The sequence below is a fragment of the Variovorax sp. F042 genome (assembly GCF_057814215.1).
Genome location: NZ_JBVASX010000007.1, coordinates 168014 through 186023, shown reverse-complemented (window position 1 = coordinate 186023; position 18010 = coordinate 168014). Strand labels below are relative to the sequence as shown.

Sequence of the window (18010 nt, the reverse complement as noted above, 5' to 3'; positions counted from 1 at the left end):
CGACGCCAGGCACCGGCACCGCAGGCCGACTCAGTGGCTTGTTACTTCCACTTCCAGCCGACGCCGGCGTTGACGCCCCACTCCTTGCCCGTGGTCGACAGGCCCGCACCCCAGGACATCTTGCCGTCGTCGGACAGTGCCTTGAAGGTCAGCGCCACCGCGCTGTAGCCCTTGTAGTTGCCAAGGCCCACGCCCACCGTTTTCTCGCCGGGAGACAGCGTTGGCAAGTAAGCGCCGGACATCGCGAAGGCCATCGCCGTGCCCGAGTAGGCGATGCGGGCCACGTCGCCGACCTGGCTCTGCACCTGATTCAGCTGCTGCACGTTGACCGCGTCGCCCGGCAGGATGCCCGGCGCCACGTTGCCGATGCGCGTGCCGCCAGTTGCCTGGCCGTTGCCCAGCGTGATCTGGTTGTAGTTGACCGAGCCGTCCGGGTTGGTCGCGTACTGCACGCTGCTGGCCTTCACGGTGGCTGCAGATGCCTTGAGCTGTGCGACGTTGGCCGCATCGCTGTCGGCCGTACCGGCGGCCACGGCCGTGATCTGGCGGTACTGGCCGTTGGCCACGTCGCCCACCGACGCTGCGGCCTGCGTGCTGGTGGTCGCCTGAACGGCCACCCGGTGCTGCGCCGCTGCGCCACTTGGCACATAACCGGCCACGCCCGCCGCGGTGGAAGCCACCGAGCCCGAGCCCAGTGCGACGCCGCCGCTTTGCTGCGCGATGGCGCCGAAGCCGATGACCGTGCCCTTGGAGATGTTCGGCGCCTGGCTCAGCGGCGTGCCGCCGGCGTCCGCGTTGTCACCCAGCGCCACGCCACCACCACCCGCTCGGGCATTGGCGCCGATGGCCTGCGAGCCCGTGGCCAGCGCCCCGGTGCCGATTGCGATCGCGTTCAGACCCGTGGCCTGTGCACCGCTGCCGGCCGCGAAGGAGTTGGTGCCGCTGGCCACGGACAGCGGGCCGATCGCCACCGCTTTCTGGCCGCTGGCCACCGAATCGCCAGCCGTCGAATTGGTGTGGAAGTACTTGGTGCCCTTGTCGTTGATCGTGTTGACCGTCGTGCTCAGGCTGCCGAGGTTGCCATTGGTTGTGTTCAGGCTCGTCGAGAGATTGCCCAAACCGGTCGAGAGGCTGCCGATGCTGCTGGTTGTGGTGCTCAGTCTTGTCGAAGTAGATGTAGACAAGCTGTCGATGCTGCTCGTGACCGTGTTGAGGCCCGTCGACAGACTGCCAATATTGCTCGTCGCGGTATTCAGGCTGGTCAGGACGGACGTGGACAAGCTATCGACGCGGCTGGCAACGATGCCCAGCCCTGTGGAAGTCGATGTCGACAGGCTCGCAACGGAGTCGTTCGTTGCGGTCAAACTGGTGGACAGGCTGGCCACGTTGCTGTTCGTCGTGTTCAGGCTGGTGGACAACGAAGCAGTCGCCGTCGACAGCTGGCTGACATTGACGGCATCCGTCGGAGCGCCGCCTGCGGCGACGTTGGTGAGCCTGCGTTCGCTGCCGCTGGCCCCGACAGACACTTCACCAGCCGGCGTCGCAGCGGAGATCGCAGCACCCGGGGAAGGTGTGTAGCCGGCTACGCCTTGCAATGCGGCGAGCGAATCCGCCGTCTTGCTGGCCGCTCCGATGGCCACGCTGTTGTCGTATTTCGCGTCAGCCCCATTGCCAAGAGCCATGCTGCCTTGGCCGGCAGCGATAGCCGCCCCGCCAATCGCGATGCTGTCCGTGGCGGTTGCCTGAGCCCCTCTGATCGAGTTGCTGCCGATGGCAATGGCCCCGGCGCCTGAAGCGGTCGTTGAATTGGCGGCCGATAGAGCCGTGCTTCCGTCGCCACCGGCTCCGCCGATTGCGACCGAGTTCAGGCTTTGAGCTTGTGCGCCAAAGCCAAGCGCGGTGCTTCCGGTGCCGGAAGCATTTGCCGAGAGGCCAAGCGCGCTGGCCCACTGGCCGGCTGTGCTGGAGAACCCGAAAACGGCCGCTCCATTTCCAACCCCTTGGGAGTAGGTTCCGAACACCGATACGGCATCCAGACCGTTGCCACTCGTATTGCAGCCAAGGATGTTGGACCATGGCCCGGTTCCATCGACCGGTTGAGCGTTTGTTCCGATAACAGCCACCTGCCCGATGGTCGCCGTGGTTGTGGAGTTGCAGTTGGCCGGTGCGTAGGTGGATGCGCTGGCATCCGATGCCGTCATCTGCAGGCCGGCAGCCAGAATTGCGGCAACTACTGCCGACAGTCTGAAGCTGCCTTTGCCATGAGTCTTGGTGATTTCGGTGGCTGCTAGCCATGCGCCGGGCGATTCGCTCCAGATACCGCGATACAAATTATTCATAACAATTGATGAGGGAAAGGAAATCTAAAAACATGAGATCAAAGACGGATTTGCGTGCGCGCGAAATTGCGATTCGATTTGCGGCATGAATTCCGGAGAGCCCGCGCCTCGTGCTTCCAGGCGCAAGGCGTGTTGCCGTACTCCGCCAGGACCTCTCAGGCCGCGGAATGTATCGACTGACGATCGAGTTGGACAATGACGTTTGCTGTCAATTAATGACCGCCGTCAATGGATTCAACGGCCCGCTGAGGGGCGAGTTTTTATTTCGGACTGGGAAGAATTTCGCGCTTTCCAAACGGCATTCGCGTAAGGCCGTTGTGCGCGGTCTTGTTCGTTGCCTATTAATGACAAAAATTGGCAAAGAATGTCATTCGGCGGCGCTGAAAACGTTTTCTTCTTTGAATCGAAAAGTTCACGCTTTCAGCGCAGGAGCCCCGATGCCGTGGTGCTTCGGGAACTGCGGTGGCTCCGAACAAGCCACCTCGGCACGTTCACGGAGTTCGTGCCGGTTTCTTGCTACCAGGGCCAGGCGATGCGTGTGCCCGTTCCCGCTTCAGCCGCACGCGCATGCAGCAGGCGCGCGACAGTCAGGTCCTGAAGCGCGAGGCCTGTCATGTCGAAGACGGTGATGTCGTCGGCGGCTCGTTCGACAGCCGTCTTGCCGCTCAGCAGGTCGCCCAGTTCGACGCATGGCGTGTCGGGCGACCACTGCGTTTCGCCGATCTGCTGCGCCTGCGTGCGATCGTCGACGAACAGCCGCACGCGTGGCAACAGGCCTTCGGGAAGCTCGCGCTTGCCGCGGGTGTCGGCGCCTACGCAGTTCAGGTGTGTGCCGGGCCGCACTGCTTCGAGGGCGAAGAGGGCGCCGCCGCCCGGCGTGGCGGTGATCACGATGTCGCTTTGGGCAACAGCGGTGTTGCGGTCGCTGGCCGGCGCGATGTCGCAGCGGCCGGTGAAGTGGGCCTCGAACGCCGCATTGCGCTGGCCGTTCGTACTTATATAAAGAACCTCGCGCAGCGATGGCACCAGGCGCAGCGCGAAGTCGAGCTGGATGCGCGCCTGCACGCCGGTGCCGAAGACGCACAGCCGCGTGCTGTCGGGCCGTGCAAGCTGCTGGAGGCCGAGCCCGCCTGCCGCGCCCGTGCGCACTGTCGTCACCGTGTTGCCGTCGATGACGCACAGCGGCCGGCCCGTCGCTGGGTCGATCAGCAGGATCGTCGCTTGATGGGGCTCGCCGCCGCGTTGCCGGTTGGCCGGCCAGAAGCCCGCGGCCTTGAAGCCGAGCAGGCCCTGGGCCTGCACGTCACCAGACTTGATGCCGAACACCCCGCCCGTGCGCAGCGGCTCTCGTACGACCGGGAAGACGCGGCCCTCGCGTTCGCTGTGCAGCACGAAGGCTTCTCGCACGGCCTGAAGAACGTCGTCGGGGGAGAGGAGGGTGTCGACCTGGTGCTTGTCGAGCAGCAGGAGTTGGGCGTCCGAAGGCGCGGGGGATGTTGTCATCTGGAAATATTATCTACTTCCAGACGAAAAATCAAAGGCAATGCAGACTGGCTGCTCAGCGGCCGGTATGCACCTTGATCCGGATCGTCGCCACGTCCCATCCCCGGTTCTTGAGCCGCGTCACCAGCATCGGCGACAGCTGGCGCAGCTTGGCGGCCGCGGCGCTGCCCTTGACCAGCAGGCACCACACGTCGCCTTCGGCCGGCCCGGCCTGCACGGCACCGCGCATGGCCGGCGGAATCAGCCCTTCCACGGCCTTGAGCCGCTCCGCGGTGTCGCGCGCGCGCGCCATCAGGCTGCCCAGGGTGGGCGCGCCTTCTGCAGCTTGCTGCAGTGAAACGGCGGGGGGAAGTCGGCGATACATGCGTAATCCAGGGGTTAGAAACAAGACAGCTAAAATGCCCGGTTTGCCGGCGTTCGCGCCGGAAAAAGGCTGCTTGCTTTCATTGAAAGCGCGCCCAACTGCTTTCACCATATCTTAGGGAATCCGGTCGAAGTGCCTGCCGTATCAGGTGCCCGCCCATCTCCACCCATGGCAACCAACTTCCTGACCCAGATTTTCGGCAGTCGCAACGACCGGCTCCTCAAGCAGTATCGCAAGACGGTGGAACGCATCAATGCGCTCGAACCCGAGTTCGAGAAGCTCAGCGACGATGCGCTGCGTGCCAAGACGCAGGAATTCAAAGAACGCGTCACCAAGGGAGAATCGCTCGACGACCTGCTGCCGGAAGCCTTCGCCACGGTGCGCGAAGGCTCCAAGCGCGTCATGAAGATGCGCCACTTCGACGTCCAGCTGCTCGGCGGCATGGCGCTGCACAACGGCAAGATCTCCGAAATGCGCACCGGCGAAGGCAAGACGCTGACCGCCACGCTGCCGGTGTACCTGAATGCGCTGTCCGGCCAGGGCGTGCACGTGGTCACGGTGAACGACTACCTGGCCAATCGCGACGCGACCTGGATGGGGCGCCTCTACAACTTCCTCGGTCTCTCGGTGGGCATCAACCTGCCGCAGATGCCGCGCGAGGAAAAGCAGGCCGCCTACCGCAGCGACATCACGTACGGCACGAACAACGAGTACGGCTTCGACTACCTGCGCGACAACATGGTCTACGAGCCCGGCGACCGGGTCCAGCGCGGCCTGAACTACGCCATCGTCGACGAAGTGGACTCGATCCTGATCGACGAGGCCCGCACCCCGCTGATCATCAGCGGCCAGGCCGAAGACCACACCGACCTCTACCTTGCCATCAACAAGGTGGTGCCGCTGCTCAAGAAGCAGGAGGGCGAAGCCGACCCGCGCACGGGCGAGGGCGTCACGGTGCCCGGCGACTTCACGGTCGACGAGAAGACGCACCAGGTGTTCCTGACAGAAGACGGCCACGAGAACGCCGAACGCATCCTGGGCGAGTTCAAGCTGCTGCCCGAGGGCGCCTCGCTCTACGACCCGGCCAACATCACGCTGATGCATCACCTGAATGCGGCGCTGCGTGCACGTCACCTGTATCACCGCGACCAGCACTACGTGGTGCAGCAGGGCGAAGTGGTGATCGTCGACGAATTCACCGGCCGCCTGATGACGGGCCGCCGCTGGAGCGACGGCCTGCACCAGGCCGTGGAAGCCAAGGAAGGCGTGGAGATCCAGGCCGAGAACCAGACGCTGGCTTCCATCACCTTCCAGAACTACTTCCGCCTGTACGGCAAGCTGGCCGGCATGACCGGCACGGCCGACACCGAGGCCTACGAGTTCCAGGAAATCTACGGTCTCGAGACTACGATCATTCCGCCCAACCGCATCAGCAAGCGCGAAGACCAGCTCGACCGCGTCTACAAGACGACGCGCGAGAAGTACGAGGCGGCCATCCAGGACATCCGCGAGTGCTACGAGCGCGGCCAGCCGGTGCTGGTGGGCACCTCGTCCATCGAGAACTCCGAAATCATCGACGGCCTGCTGACGCAGGCGGGCCTGCCGCACCAGGTGCTGAATGCCAAGCAGCACGCACGCGAAGCCGACATCGTGGCGCAGGCCGGCCGCACGAAGATGATCACCATTGCGACCAACATGGCCGGCCGCGGTACCGACATCGTGCTGGGCGGCAACATCGAGAAGATGATCGAGGCCATCGAGAACGACGAAGGTCGTGACGAAGCCACCAAGAAGGCCGACATCGAGCACGTGCGCGCCGAATGGGCCAAGGACCACGAGTTCGTGAAGTCGCTCGGCGGCCTGCGCATCATCGCGACTGAACGCCATGAGTCGCGCCGCATCGACAACCAGCTGCGCGGCCGTTCGGGCCGCCAGGGCGACCCGGGCTCCTCGCGCTTCTACCTGAGCCTGGACGATCCGCTGATGCGCATCTTCGCGGGCGACCGCGTGAAGGCGATCATGGACCGCCTGAAGATGCCCGACGGCGAAGCCATCGAAGCCGGCATCGTCACGCGCAGCATCGAGAGCGCGCAGCGCAAGGTCGAGGCGCGCAACTTCGACATTCGCAAGCAGCTGCTCGAATACGACGACGTGTCGAACGACCAGCGCAAGGTGATCTACCAGCAGCGCAACGACATCCTCGATGCGGGCGACCTCACGGCGCAGATCGCTGCGCTGCGCGAAGGCTGCTTCACCGACCTCGTGCGCCAGTACATCCCGAGCGAATCGGTCGAAGAGCAATGGGACCTCGACGGCCTCGAGAAGAGCCTCTTCAACGAGTGGGGCATCGACATGCCGCTCAAGAAGGAAGTCGAGGCCTCGGACGCTATCGCCGACGAAGACATCGTCGAGAAGGTGCTCAAGAACGCCAACGAGACCTTTGACGCCAAGGTCGCGCTGATCGGCCAGGAAAACTTCACCCAGTTCGAGCGCATGGTGCTGCTGCAGAGCATCGACACCCACTGGCGCGAACACCTGGCCTCGCTCGACTACCTGCGCCAGGGCATCCACCTGCGCGGCTATGCGCAGAAGCAGCCCAAGCAGGAATACAAGCGCGAAGCCTTCGAACTCTTCGGCCAGTTGCTCGACTCAGTCAAGAACGAAGTCACGCGCCAGCTGATGACGGTGCGCGTGCAGTCGGGCGAGCAGCTCGAAGAGGCCGCCGAAGCGCTCGAAAGCCGTGGCGAGAACGTCGCCAACATCACCTACAGCGCGCCGACCGAAACCGGTGAAGTCGAGGTGCGTGTCGACGAGGAAAGCCAGCGCCGCCTGGCGGCCGCCGGTCTGGGCACGCTGAGCGCCGAAGCCCTGGCCTTTGCCCGCGTCGGCCGCAACGATCCGTGCCCTTGCGGCAGTGGCAAGAAGTACAAGCAGTGCCACGGCAAGCTCAGCTGAAGTCCGCAACACATTCACCGAGAGAAACCCCATGCCCGTGAACCTGTCTGCCCCTGATCCTGCCGCCTTGTTCGCGGTGCCCGGCGTTCGCATCGGCGTGGCCGAAGCGGGCGTGCGCAAGGCCAATCGCAAGGACCTGACCGTCGTGCTGATAGACGAAGGCTCGGCGGTCGGCGGGGTGTTCACCCAGAACCGTTTCTGCGCCGCACCGGTTCAGGTCTGCCGCGACCATCTGGCCGCGAACTACGGCATCCGGGCGATGGTCATCAACACCGGCAACGCCAATGCCGGCACGGGCGAAGACGGGCTGATGCGCACGCGCTCCACCTGCATCGCGCTCGCGCGCAAGCTGGAGATCGCGCCCGAGCAGATCCTGCCGTTCTCGACCGGCGTGATCATGGAGCCGCTGCCCGTGGACCGCATCGAAGCGGGCCTGCCGGCCGCGCTGGCCGATGCCGACGCGAACCACTGGGCGCGCGCGGCCGAAGGCATCATGACCACCGACACGATTCCCAAGGCCTTCAGCCAGCAGGTTCAGATCGGCGGCGTCACCGTCACCATCACCGGCATCAGCAAGGGCGCCGGCATGATCCGCCCGAACATGGCGACCATGCTGGGCTTCATGGCCACCGACGCGAAGATCGATCCGTCGCTGATCCAGCCGCTGGCCAAGCTGCTGGCCGACGCCTCGTTCAACCGCGTGACCATCGACGGCGACACCTCGACCAACGACTCGTTCGTGGTCATCGCCACGCAGAAGGCGTCGCACGCGACCATCACTTCGCTCGATTCGGCCGACGGCAAGGCGCTTGTGGCCGCGATGCAGAACGTGGCCCGCCAACTGGCGCAGGCCATCGTGCGCGACGGCGAAGGCGCAACCAAGTTCATCACCATCCAGGTCGAAGGCGGCCGCGATGCCGCCGAGTGCAAGCAGGTGGCGTATGCCGTGGCGCATTCGCCGCTGGTCAAGACGGCCTTCTACGCCAGCGACCCGAATCTGGGCCGCATCCTGGCGGCCGTCGGCTATGCGGGCATTGCCGACCTCGACCAGACCGGCATCGACCTGTTCCTCGACGACGTGCACGTGGCCGTCAAGGGCGGACGCAACCCGTCGTACCGCGAAGAAGACGGCCAGCGCGTGATGAAGCAGAGCGAGATCACGGTGCGCATTGGCCTCGGCCGCGGCACGGCCAGCGAGACGGTGTGGACCTGCGACTTCAGCCACGAGTACGTGACGATCAACGCCGACTACAGATCGTGATGACCCCCACGCTCCGCACTTCGTGTCGTCGCTGCCCCCCGAGGGGGAGCTCAACGCCCTTCGGGCGGCCGGGCGGGCGTCGATGAACGAGCAGTTCCAGAAGCTGATCGAGCGCGCCGAGCAGCTCATTTCCCGCATCGAATCGATCCTTCCGCAGCCGCTGGCCGCGCCCGCCGACTGGAACGCATCTATCGCCTGGCGCTACCGCCGCCGCAACTCGGGTCACGGTGTGCTCGAGCCAGTGAAGCACGTGGCCGCGATGGCGCTCGATTCGCTGAAGGAAATCGACGTCCAGAAGGAAAAGATCGCGCGCAACACGCAGCAGTTCGTCGAAGGCAAGCCGGCCAACAATGTGCTGCTGACGGGCGCGCGTGGCACGGGCAAGTCGTCGTTGATCCGTGCCTGCCTGCAGGCTTATGCGCCGCAGGGCCTGCGCCTGATCGAAGTGGACAAGGCCGAACTCGTCGACCTGCCTGACATCGTCGAAGTTGTGTCGCAGCGTCCCGAGAAATTCATCGTGTTCAGCGACGACCTGAGCTTTGACGAAGGCGAGCCGGGCTACAAGGCGCTGAAGTCGATTCTCGACGGATCGATTGCGGCCTCGACGCCCAACGTGCTGATCTACGCGACCAGCAACCGGCGCCACCTGCTGCCCGAGTACATGAAGGAAAACCTCACGTACACCCACACCGACGATGGCGAAGTCCATCCCGGCGAGGTGATCGAGGAAAAGATCTCGCTGTCGGAGCGCTTCGGCCTCTGGGTGAGCTTTTATCCCTTCAGCCAGAACGAATACCTGACGATCGTGGGGCAGTGGCTCTCGTCGTTCGGCGTGGACGACGCAGCCATCGCGGCGGCGCGGCCCGAGGCGCTCGTGTGGGCGCTGGAGCGCGGTTCGCGCAGCGGCCGCGTGGCCTACCAGTTCGCGCGCGACTACGCGGGCCGGAGCGCCGCGTGAGCGAGCCTCGCAAGCACACGGAAGTCGCGGTCGGCGTGCTGATTCGCCTGTCCGACGACGCGCTGCTGCTCTCGAGCCGGCCCGAAGGCAAGGCCTACGCGGGCTTCTGGGAGTTTCCCGGCGGCAAGATCGAGGCGGGAGAGACGGTCGAAGAGGCACTGCGGCGCGAGCTGCAGGAAGAACTCGGCATCACCATCGACGGCGCCGAGGTCTGGAAGATCACGGAGCATGACTACCCGCATGCGCTGGTGCGCCTGCACTGGTGCAAGGTGACGGCCTGGAGCGGCGAGTTCGAGATGCGCGAAGGCCAGCAGATGGCCTGGCAACAGCTGCCGCTGGACGTGACGCCGGTGCTCCCGGGCGCGTTTCCGGTGCTGCAATGGCTGTCGGAAGAGCGCGGCCTGCCGTTCGTGCCGCCTCCGGTCGTCGCGCCTGTTGCGCCGGCCAACTGACTGATTGATGCATCCCAAGTACCGTCCGGACATCGATGGGCTGCGCGCGATCGCGGTCGGGTCCGTGCTGGTGTATCACGCCTTCCCGACGGCACTGATGGGCGGCTTCGTCGGGGTCGACATCTTCTTCGTGATCTCGGGCTTCCTGATCACGACCATCATTCTCCAGAGCCTCGCGGCGGGTGACTTCAGCTACCGCGACTTCTATGCGCGGCGCATCCGGCGGATCTTTCCGGCGCTGATCGTGGTGCTGCTGGCGACGCTGTGCGCCGGCTGGTATCTGCTGCTGTCCGATGAGTTCGCCGAGCTCGGCAAGCAGACCGTGGGTGGTGCGGCGTTCGTCGCCAACCTGGTGTTCTGGGGCGAGTCGGGGTACTTCGACACCGCAGCCGAAACCAAGCCACTGCTGCACTTGTGGTCGCTGGGCATCGAGGAGCAGTTCTACATTTTCTGGCCGCTGCTGCTGGGGCTCGCATGGCGCAAGCGCTGGCCGATCGTGCGCGTGGTGCTGGTGGTCGCGGTGGTCTCGTTCCTGGTGAACGTGACGACGGTGCATCCGTTGCCGGCGGCGTCGTTCTACTCGCCGGCCTCCCGTTTCTGGGAGTTGATGGTGGGCGGCATCCTGGCCTGCATGCGGCTGAAGCCGCCGGCGCCGAGCGCGTGGCGCAGCCACTTGCAGTCGGTGCTGGGCGTCGGGTTGATCGTGCTCGGGCTGGTGATGATCCGCAGCAACAAGGCGTTCCCTGGCTGGTGGGCGCTGCTGCCCACGCTGGGCGCGGTGAGCTGCATCGCCGCAGGGCCGAACGGCGTGCTGAACAAGTACCTGCTATCGAACCGGGTGATGGTGTGGCTCGGGCTCATCAGCTATCCGCTGTACCTGTGGCACTGGCCGCTGCTTGCGTTCGTGCGCATCGTGGAGGCCGACCCGCTGCATCCGTCGCCGGTCTACCGCGCCGGCGCGATGGTGGCCAGCGTGCTGCTCGCGTGGGCCACGTACCGCTTTGTCGAGCGCTATGCGAGAAATCGCCCCGGCGCGGGCACGCTCAAGGCACTGGGCGCGGGGATGGTGCTGCTGGCCGCCGCAGGCACGGCGATCTTCTTCGGCGTGCCCGAGCCGCGCAACAACAGCGCCCAACTGCAGATCGTCGCCAACGCCGGACTGGATGCCGACTACTACCAGGGCTTCAAGCTCGACATGATCGGCGACCAGCTGGTCTACAAGGTTGGCGGTGGGCCCAAGCGGGTGCTGTTCCTGGGCGACAGCCACGTGCAGCAGTACGCGCCGCGCGTGATGGAACTGGCCCGCACGCTGTCGATGGAAGACAAGTCGGCCTGGTTCGTGACCCAGGGCGCGTGTCCGGCGGTGCCGGGGGTCTTCGCGGACAAGAACATCGGATGCGCCGAGCGGCGCACTGCATTGCTGGCCTATGCACTGAGCCCCGCGGTCGATTCAGTCGTCATCGGCGGCTGCTGGAACTGCTACTTCGTCGGCCACGGCGCCCTGGAGTACTACTACCGCGGCGCGGACAACGTGGTCCATCCGTTCCAGGGCGGCGACGGCATCGAACGCTCGCTGGCTTCGCTGGAGGTCACGCTGCGCGAGCTGGCACGCCACAAGAAGGTCTACTTGCTGCTCGACAACCCCGGTGGTCCCGAGTTCACGCCGAAGCGCCTGATTGAGGGTAGCCGCCTGACGCACATGGAGGCTTCGGTCTCGACGCCGACGACGCCGCTGCCGGCCGACCAGAAGCAGCTCAATGACCGGTTGCGCGCGATCGCGCAGGCAAGCGGAGCCGAGGCCATCGATGCGATGGCGGTGCTGTGCAAGGACGACCAGTGCATCCGCACGATGCCCGACGGTTCGCCCGCCTACAAGGACGCCGACCACCTGCGCCCGCGCTACACCCGGGAAGAGGCGAGCTACTTCGACCGCACGGTGCGCGCCGTGCAACAGCTGTCGCGCTGAGCGAGGCTGAGCGAACGATGCATCCCAAGTACCGCCCTGACATCGACGGCCTGCGCGCCATTGCGGTGGGCTCGGTGCTGGCGTATCACGCCTTTCCGAGCCTGCTGCCGGGCGGCTTCATCGGGGTCGACATCTTCTTCGTGATCTCGGGCTTCCTGATCACGACCATTCTTCTGCAGAGCCTGGCGGCGGGCGATTTCAGCTACCGCGACTTTTATGCGCGGCGCATCCGGCGCATCTTTCCGGCGCTGGTGCTCGTGCTGCTCGCTACGCTGGCCTTCGGCTGGTACGTGCTGCTGCCGGGCGAGTTCTCGCAGCTCGGCAAGCAGACCACGGGCGGGGCCGCCTTCTTTGCCAACCTCGTCTTCCTGGGCGAAGCCGGGTACTTCGACGCCACGGCCGAGACCAAGCCGCTGCTGCACCTGTGGTCGCTGGGGATCGAGGAGCAGTTCTACATCTTCTGGCCGCTGATGCTCGGGCTGGCCTGGCGCAAGCGCTGGCCCATCTTGCGTGTGACGCTGGCTGTGGCCGCGATCTCGTTCCTGGTCAATGTGCTGACGGTGCAGCCGCACCGCGCGGCGGCGTTCTATTCGCCGCTGTCTCGCGCCTGGGAACTGATGGCCGGCGGGTTGCTGGCGGCGATGCGGCTGCAGGCTGCCAGCGGTTCGACCCAGCCGCGTGCGTGGACGAAGCATGTGCAGTCCGTCGTCGGCGTGGGCCTGCTCGTGCTCGGCCTCTTCATGACGCGCAGCACGAAGGCGTTTCCGGGCTGGTGGGCGCTGCTGCCGGTGCTGGGGGCGGTGAGCTGCATCGCGGCCGGGCCGAACGGCGTGCTCAACCGGTATCTGCTGTCGAACCGCGTCATGGTGTGGATCGGCTTGATCAGTTATCCGCTGTACCTCTGGCACTGGCCGCTGCTTTCGTATGCGCGCATCGTGGTGGGCGGGGAGCCGCCGCTGCAGGTGCGCATCGCACTGGTGGTGGCGTCGGTCGTGCTGGCCTGGGCCACGTATCGTTTCCTGGAGCGCTTCGTCAAGCTTCATCTCTCGCAGACGATGCTGCGCGGGCTGGCGGGCAGCGGCGCTGCGCTGGCGCTGGCCGGCGTGCTGGTTTTCCTGGGCACGCCGCCGCCGCGCAACGACAGCCAGGCCCTGCAGGCGGTGGCGGATGCGACGCGCGAAGACAACTACTACAACGGCTTCGAAGAGGCTGCGCTGGGCGGGCAGTTTGTCTACCGCACCGGCAGCGGCAAGCACAACGTGCTGCTGATCGGCGACAGCCACGTCGAGCAATACGCGCCTCGCGCACTCGAGCTGGTGCGCACGCAGCCCGGCAAGGCCCGCACGGTGTACTTCGCGACCAAGGGCTCATGTCCGCCTGTGCCGGGCCTGTTCAGCGGCGCCGATACGGCGTGCGAAGAGCGGCGTGCAGCGGTGCTCGACCTGGCGCTGAAGCCGGAGATCGATTCGGTGGTGCTCGGGGCATGCTGGAGCTGCTACTTCACGGGGGCCGGTCCCACGGTGAACTACTTTGTCGACGACAAGAAGGCTGTGCACCCATTCCTCGGCGGGGACGGCGTCGACTTGTCGCTGAAGTCGCTGGGCGAGACGCTGAAGCGCCTGTCGGCGCACAAGACGGTCTACCTGGTGCTCGGCAATCCGGTCGGCATGGATTTCGATCCGCTCAAGCAGATCCAGGGTAGCCGGCTGGGCGGCATGACGGCGGCCACCGGGCAGCTCAAGGCGCCGATGCCGCAAGACCAGGCGCAGTTCAATGCGCGGCTGAAGCAGGTGGCCGAGGCCAATGGCGCGAAGGTCATCGAGCCGTTTGCCAGCCTGTGTGCCGATGGCCAGTGCATTCGCAGCATGCCGGACGACGGTTCGCCGGCCTACAAGGACATCGGGCACTTGCGGCCCCGGTATGCGCGCAGCTTCGCGACCTACATCGACCCTGCCTTGCTCGACGAAGACGCGGGCGGCAAGTAGCCAGCCCCGCGGCTGCCCGGCTGCTTACTGGATCTTGGGGTCGCCGAAAGGCTCGTCGTCAGGCGGCGCTTCGGCCGGCATGCGGAATTCTTCGCTGGCCCAGGCACCCAGGTCGACACCCTTGCAGCGCGCGCTGCAGAAGGGCCTGTAGGCGTTGCTCGGTGCGTAGATGCTGTCGCCGCCGCACGTGGGGCAGCGGACGATCCGTTCGCCCTTGCTGTTCAACCGTGTCGTCATGCGCAGAGGGTCAGCTCGAAAGGCGCGTCGTCCGAGCTTTGGTGGAGGCGGTCGTCCGCGTCATGGCGCATCAGGCGCACCGAGACCATGAGGCGGTTGCCGCTAATTTCAGGAATCAAGCCAAGCTTGGGGTCGATGCGCAGGCGCAGCAGCTGGAAGCTGCGGCCCTGCGGCAGGTTCTGCTGGAACTGGCCGTTGGTGGCGATCACCTTGTAGGGCACGTCGGCATCGCGCAGCAGCTTGAGCAGCAGGTAGATCGACGAGGCCAGCGGCGAGAGGGTGTTCGACCAGCGTTCGAGGTCAGCGCGGCGGCTGGCGGCGGGGCGGTGCTGCCAGGCGTAGTAGGCGGGCAGGTCGAACTCGCAGGTGCCGCCCGGAATGCCGGCGCGGCTGCGGATGCTCATGAGCCACTCGTTCTCCGTCAGCGCCTGCCCGGCCTTGCCGGCCACGCTGTTGAGGGTGGCGAAGTTGCCTTCGAGCTGGCCAACGACCTGGTCGAGCACGGCCTCGGCAATGGCCGGATTGCCCCGGTAGCTGTTGAAGACGTTCTTGTGCTTGTCCAGGTCGCGCAGCACGTCGGCCTTGAGGTCGGCGCGTGCGGCGACGTCCATGATCTCGAAGATCGTGACCAGGGCGTAGTGGTGGGACAGAGGCGATTCGGCGGGCACCAGTTCACCGAGGCGGCGAAACAGGTGCTCCAACCGCAGGTACGTGCGGATGCGCTCGTTGAAGGGGTACTCGTAGAGGATCACGCGTATCGTTTTTTCACGTCGGGTTCGAGCTCATTGTGATTTGGCAACCGGGGTGGGCATCACCTGGCGCACAGCCTCCAGCATACGCTGCCCGAAAAGAATGTAACCCCGGGTCGAGACGTGGGTCTCGTTGGCGGGGAAAAGATCCATCATCTTGAAGCGGTTCTCTTCTGCCAGCGCGAACAGGTCCGGTCCGATATTTTGCGGGTTGAATTCGGCCCGGAACGCATCGGCATGGTTTTGTTGCAAATACACGGTGCTCTTGTTGGGGACCACCATCCACACCACCTTGTAAGGCGCAGCGGTGCTTTCGAAGCGCTTCATGAACTGCGCGGACTCGGCCGTCAGCGCCGCGTTGACGCGGTCTTCGGCGGTCATGAGCAGCTTGTCGCAGGCGCGGTGGCTGAACTGCTTGCAGCCGTCGGGCACTGCGCGAGCGTCGATCAGCGGGCCCCAGCGATCGGGCGTGTTGGTCCAGCTGTCGGAGGCCATGATGGCCTTCGTGTTTTGGTATGTGAACCAGCCGCTGAGCAACTGGGCATCCCAGTTGAGCTGGAAGCCGGGGGCGGGCTTGGCCGGGTTCTCGAAGGGCGGCGGCGTGGGCTTGAAGGCGTGCTTCATCGTCTTGCAGCTCTCGGACTTCTCGATACGGTCCTGCAGCAGGCGCTCGATGCTCTCGACGATGACCACCTTGCCCTTGAAGCCGGATTTATCGAGCCAACCAGAGAAGTCGTCGCACAGGGTGCCGCCGAGGTTGTCCCAGTGCGTCGTGGTGACCTTGTAGCCGGCGCCCACGAGCGCTGATTGCCACGCGTAGCGCACCGAGAAGCTGTCGCCGATCACCAGGATGTCGGACTCCTGGATCGGCCACGTCTTGATGTCCGCATCGGGGATAGGTGGTGGCGGCACGTGCCAGCCGAACTCGCGTTCCGAGATGCGTCCGATGCGGGTCAGGTCGCCGTAGGGAATGGGGGTGAAGAGGCTGGCGACCAGCAGCGCGCAGCACACCAGATAGCCCGCTACAAAGATGCGTAGCCAGGTCCTGGCCGATTTCGTGTCTTCCATGTCAGAACTGGAAATAGAGGAACGGGCTGTAGTTGCCGAACTTCGACACGCACAGGCCAAAAAGATAGATGCAGCCCAGGCCCGTGACCCAGGTGGCCAGGCGCTGGAGGCGGGGGCGGCCGGCCAGCCCCGCGACGTTCGGGATCCAGCGATCGAGCGTGATGGTGGGCGGCAGCGCCAGGCAGATCACCAGGCCGACGAGGATGGTCTGGAAGAACTCGGGCTTGCGGAACGGCACGCGGAACTCGCTGAAGGCCGACACGGGAGCGCCGTGCATGCCCAGCATGCCCTTGTAGATCTCGACGGCGGCCGTCATGCTGTCGGCCCGGAACACCACCCAGGCAATCATCACGCACAGGAAGGTGATGAACCAGCCGATCACGCGGCCGTACCACGTGGTCCTGGTGCTGCCGCGGCGCACCTTGGCGTTCCAGAAGTGGTTGACCATCAGGTAGGCGCCGTGCAGTGCGCCCCAGATGACGAAAGTCCAGGCGGCGCCGTGCCACAGGCCGCCCAGCAGCATCGTCAGGAAAAGGTTGATGTAGCGCCGGGCCGGCCCCTTGCGGTTGCCTCCGAGCGGCACGTAGAGGTAGTCGCGCAGGAAAGTCGACAGCGAAATGTGCCAGCGGCGCCAGAACTCGATCATGTTGGTCGACTTGTAAGGCGACCTGAAATTGAGCGGCAGCTGCACGCCCACGCACAGAGACAGGCCGACCGCCATGTCCGAGTAGCCGGAGAAGTCGAAGTAGATCTGCAGCGTGTAAGCCAGCACCCCGAACCAGGCCGTGTAAAGCGAGGGCAGCACGCCTTCGTGCACGCCCTTGAACATCATGTCGGCGTACTGCCCCAGCGGGTCGGCGATCAGCATCTTCTTGGCCAGGCCGAATACGAAGATGCCCAGTCCGAGCGCCATGTTGTTGGCGTTGAATCGGTACGTGGCCGGGTTGTTGAACTGCGGCATCATCTGCGCGTGATGCAGCACCGGGCCCGCGATCAGGTGCGGGAAGTAGGTGACGAACAGCGCGTAGTGCACGAAGCTGCGCTCCCGCACCTTGCCCTGCCAGCAGTCGACAAGGAAGGCGATCTGCGTGAAGGTGTAGAACGAGATGCCGATCGGCAGCACGATGTGCACCAGATCGATCTGCGCGAAGCCCGCGGCGGCCAGGCCGGCATCGATGTTTTCCAGGAAGAAATTGGCGTACTTGAAGACGGCCAGCACCCCGAGGTTGACCACCAGCGCGATGATCAGCAGGGCCTTGCGGTGCTTGTCTTCCCGGCCGGGCGAGGGCGTGAGCCGCAATCCGAACCAGTAGTTGATGCAGATCGACCCCAGCAGCAAGGGCAGTGCCTTGACGCTCCACCACCCGTAGAAGAAGAGCGAGGCCAGTGCCAGGAAACCCGCCGCCGACCGGGGGCTGCGCGCACCGATCAGGAAGAAGCCGATCAGGACCAGCGGGAAGAAAACAAAGATGAAAGGGTACGAATTGAAAAGCATCGTGAGGGGCGCTGAGGCGTGCGCCGTTTGACGTGATCGTCGTGTAGCCGTCGCGGCGTCAACCCCAAATTATCGCGTGCCCGGCCGAACCCACCGTTCCCAGAGACCCCGTACCTGCTGAGCGAGTTCCTCCAGCGTCAAAGACTCGTTGAAAACGACCGCGTCGGCGGCGGCCCGGCGCGCCCGGCGCGTGGCCTGCTGGGCGATCACCGCCTTGACCGCTTCCGGCGCCCAACCAGAGCGTGCGACGACGCGCTTGAGCTGCGTTTCCTCGGTGGCGTCGACCACCAGCACCCGGTCGACGATGGCGCGCCAGCGGCCGGATTCGACGAGCAGGGGAACATCGAACACGACGACCGCATCCTCGCCCGCTGCTGCGGCCTGGCGCTGGGTTTCGGCGCCGATCAAGGGGTGGAGGATGGATTCGAGGCGCACCTTGGCTCCCGCATCCGCGAACACGATCTGTCGCATGGCGGCCCTGTCCAGGCCGCCGTCCGGGGCGATGACCCTGGGGCCGAAGGCTGCCTCGAGGGCCGGCATGGCGATGCCGCCTGGGAGTGCGATGGCGCGCGCGATGGCGTCGGTGTCCACCAGTACCGCCCCCTGGGCCACCAGCAGCCCGGCGACGGTGCTCTTGCCGCTGCCGATGCCGCCCGTCAGACCGATGCGCCGCACCAT

At 65.4% G+C, this 18010-nt stretch carries 14 protein-coding genes; 6 read left to right on the top strand and 8 right to left on the bottom strand.

The annotated features are described in order from the left end of the window. Window positions 1-41 precede the first annotated feature (41 nt). The 3 genes from ACZYSP_RS22230 to ACZYSP_RS22220 all read right to left on the bottom strand — a co-directional run bounded on the left by ACZYSP_RS22230 (window position 42) and on the right by ACZYSP_RS22220 (window position 4206). Complete coding sequence (locus tag ACZYSP_RS22230) at window positions 42-2339, bottom strand: YadA-like family protein (protein ID WP_489016568.1); 2298 nt, start codon at window positions 2337-2339, stop codon at window positions 42-44. A 516-nt stretch (window positions 2340-2855) separates the two neighbouring features. After that, window positions 2856-3842 (bottom strand): ornithine cyclodeaminase family protein, encoded by a 987-nt coding sequence (locus tag ACZYSP_RS22225; RefSeq protein ID WP_489016566.1) that lies wholly within the window; start codon window positions 3840-3842, stop codon window positions 2856-2858. A 55-nt stretch (window positions 3843-3897) separates the two neighbouring features. Beyond that, window positions 3898-4206, bottom strand: coding sequence for a hypothetical protein (locus ACZYSP_RS22220; protein ID WP_093057434.1), 309 nt, complete (start codon window positions 4204-4206; stop codon window positions 3898-3900). 168 nt (window positions 4207-4374) lie between these two features. Here ACZYSP_RS22220 and secA point away from each other — a divergent pair, with 168 nt between their 5' ends. The 6 genes from secA (at window position 4375) to ACZYSP_RS22190 (ending at window position 13783) form a co-directional block, all read left to right on the top strand. Then, window positions 4375-7161, top strand: coding sequence for a preprotein translocase subunit SecA (secA, locus tag ACZYSP_RS22215; RefSeq protein ID WP_093077491.1), 2787 nt, complete (start codon window positions 4375-4377; stop codon window positions 7159-7161). A 31-nt stretch (window positions 7162-7192) separates the two neighbouring features. Beyond that, a complete protein-coding gene (gene argJ, locus ACZYSP_RS22210; RefSeq protein WP_097198193.1) occupies window positions 7193-8422 on the top strand; it encodes a bifunctional glutamate N-acetyltransferase/amino-acid acetyltransferase ArgJ in 1230 nt (409 codons plus the stop codon). Window positions 8423-8504: 82 nt separating this feature from the next. Continuing rightward, window positions 8505-9380, top strand: coding sequence for an ATP-binding protein (locus ACZYSP_RS22205; RefSeq protein WP_093057437.1), 876 nt, complete (start codon window positions 8505-8507; stop codon window positions 9378-9380). After that, a complete protein-coding gene (locus tag ACZYSP_RS22200; protein WP_093179193.1) occupies window positions 9377-9832 on the top strand; it encodes an NUDIX domain-containing protein in 456 nt (151 codons plus the stop codon). The genes ACZYSP_RS22205 and ACZYSP_RS22200 overlap by 4 nt, the downstream gene beginning before the upstream one ends. Before the next feature lie 7 nt (window positions 9833-9839). Continuing rightward, the gene (locus tag ACZYSP_RS22195; protein WP_489016563.1) at window positions 9840-11798 is read left to right on the top strand and encodes an acyltransferase family protein; all 1959 of its coding nucleotides are present in this window, start codon (window positions 9840-9842) and stop codon (window positions 11796-11798) included. A gap of 17 nt (window positions 11799-11815) precedes the next feature. Beyond that, window positions 11816-13783, top strand: coding sequence for an acyltransferase family protein (locus ACZYSP_RS22190; RefSeq protein WP_489016561.1), 1968 nt, complete (start codon window positions 11816-11818; stop codon window positions 13781-13783). Between the two features lie 24 nt (window positions 13784-13807). Here the strand turns inward: ACZYSP_RS22190 and ACZYSP_RS22185 are convergent, their stop codons facing one another. From ACZYSP_RS22185 to coaE, 5 genes are all read right to left on the bottom strand, one after another. Beyond that, the gene (locus ACZYSP_RS22185) at window positions 13808-14020 is read right to left on the bottom strand and encodes a DNA gyrase inhibitor YacG (RefSeq protein ID WP_007833230.1); all 213 of its coding nucleotides are present in this window, start codon (window positions 14018-14020) and stop codon (window positions 13808-13810) included. Further along, window positions 14017-14772, bottom strand: coding sequence for a cell division protein ZapD (gene zapD / locus ACZYSP_RS22180; protein ID WP_093057441.1), 756 nt, complete (start codon window positions 14770-14772; stop codon window positions 14017-14019). The genes ACZYSP_RS22185 and zapD overlap by 4 nt, the downstream gene beginning before the upstream one ends. 30 nt (window positions 14773-14802) lie before the next feature. Further along, window positions 14803-15837 carry an alginate O-acetyltransferase AlgX-related protein gene (locus ACZYSP_RS22175; RefSeq protein ID WP_093077481.1) on the bottom strand — a complete coding sequence of 345 codons (1035 nt, stop codon included), beginning with the start codon at window positions 15835-15837 and terminating at the stop codon, window positions 14803-14805. A 1-nt stretch (window position 15838) separates the two neighbouring features. Beyond that, complete coding sequence (locus tag ACZYSP_RS22170; RefSeq protein WP_489016558.1) at window positions 15839-17332, bottom strand: MBOAT family O-acyltransferase; 1494 nt, start codon at window positions 17330-17332, stop codon at window positions 15839-15841. Between the two features lie 69 nt (window positions 17333-17401). Then, window positions 17402-18010 (bottom strand): dephospho-CoA kinase, encoded by a 609-nt coding sequence (gene coaE / locus ACZYSP_RS22165; protein ID WP_489016556.1) that lies wholly within the window; start codon window positions 18008-18010, stop codon window positions 17402-17404.

What these genes read in the sequence shown, in the direction of transcription:
- ACZYSP_RS22220 (WP_093057434.1), bottom strand. Translation starts at nt 4,206, where the DNA reads ATGTATCGCCGACTTCCCCCCGCCGTTTCACTGCAGCAAGCTGCAGAA.
- secA (WP_093077491.1), top strand. Translation starts at nt 4,375, where the DNA reads ATGGCAACCAACTTCCTGACCCAGATTTTCGGCAGTCGCAACGACCGG.
- ACZYSP_RS22225 (WP_489016566.1), bottom strand. Translation starts at nt 3,842, where the DNA reads ATGACAACATCCCCCGCGCCTTCGGACGCCCAACTCCTGCTGCTCGAC.
- coaE (WP_489016556.1), bottom strand. Translation starts at nt 18,010, where the DNA reads ATGGTGCGGCGCATCGGTCTGACGGGCGGCATCGGCAGCGGCAAGAGC.
- ACZYSP_RS22230 (WP_489016568.1), bottom strand. Translation starts at nt 2,339, where the DNA reads ATGAATAATTTGTATCGCGGTATCTGGAGCGAATCGCCCGGCGCATGG.
- ACZYSP_RS22170 (WP_489016558.1), bottom strand. Translation starts at nt 17,332, where the DNA reads ATGCTTTTCAATTCGTACCCTTTCATCTTTGTTTTCTTCCCGCTGGTC.
- ACZYSP_RS22190 (WP_489016561.1), top strand. Translation starts at nt 11,816, where the DNA reads ATGCATCCCAAGTACCGCCCTGACATCGACGGCCTGCGCGCCATTGCG.
- ACZYSP_RS22195 (WP_489016563.1), top strand. Translation starts at nt 9,840, where the DNA reads ATGCATCCCAAGTACCGTCCGGACATCGATGGGCTGCGCGCGATCGCG.
- argJ (WP_097198193.1), top strand. Translation starts at nt 7,193, where the DNA reads ATGCCCGTGAACCTGTCTGCCCCTGATCCTGCCGCCTTGTTCGCGGTG.
- ACZYSP_RS22175 (WP_093077481.1), bottom strand. Translation starts at nt 15,837, where the DNA reads ATGGAAGACACGAAATCGGCCAGGACCTGGCTACGCATCTTTGTAGCG.
- ACZYSP_RS22185 (WP_007833230.1), bottom strand. Translation starts at nt 14,020, where the DNA reads ATGACGACACGGTTGAACAGCAAGGGCGAACGGATCGTCCGCTGCCCC.
- ACZYSP_RS22205 (WP_093057437.1), top strand. Translation starts at nt 8,505, where the DNA reads ATGAACGAGCAGTTCCAGAAGCTGATCGAGCGCGCCGAGCAGCTCATT.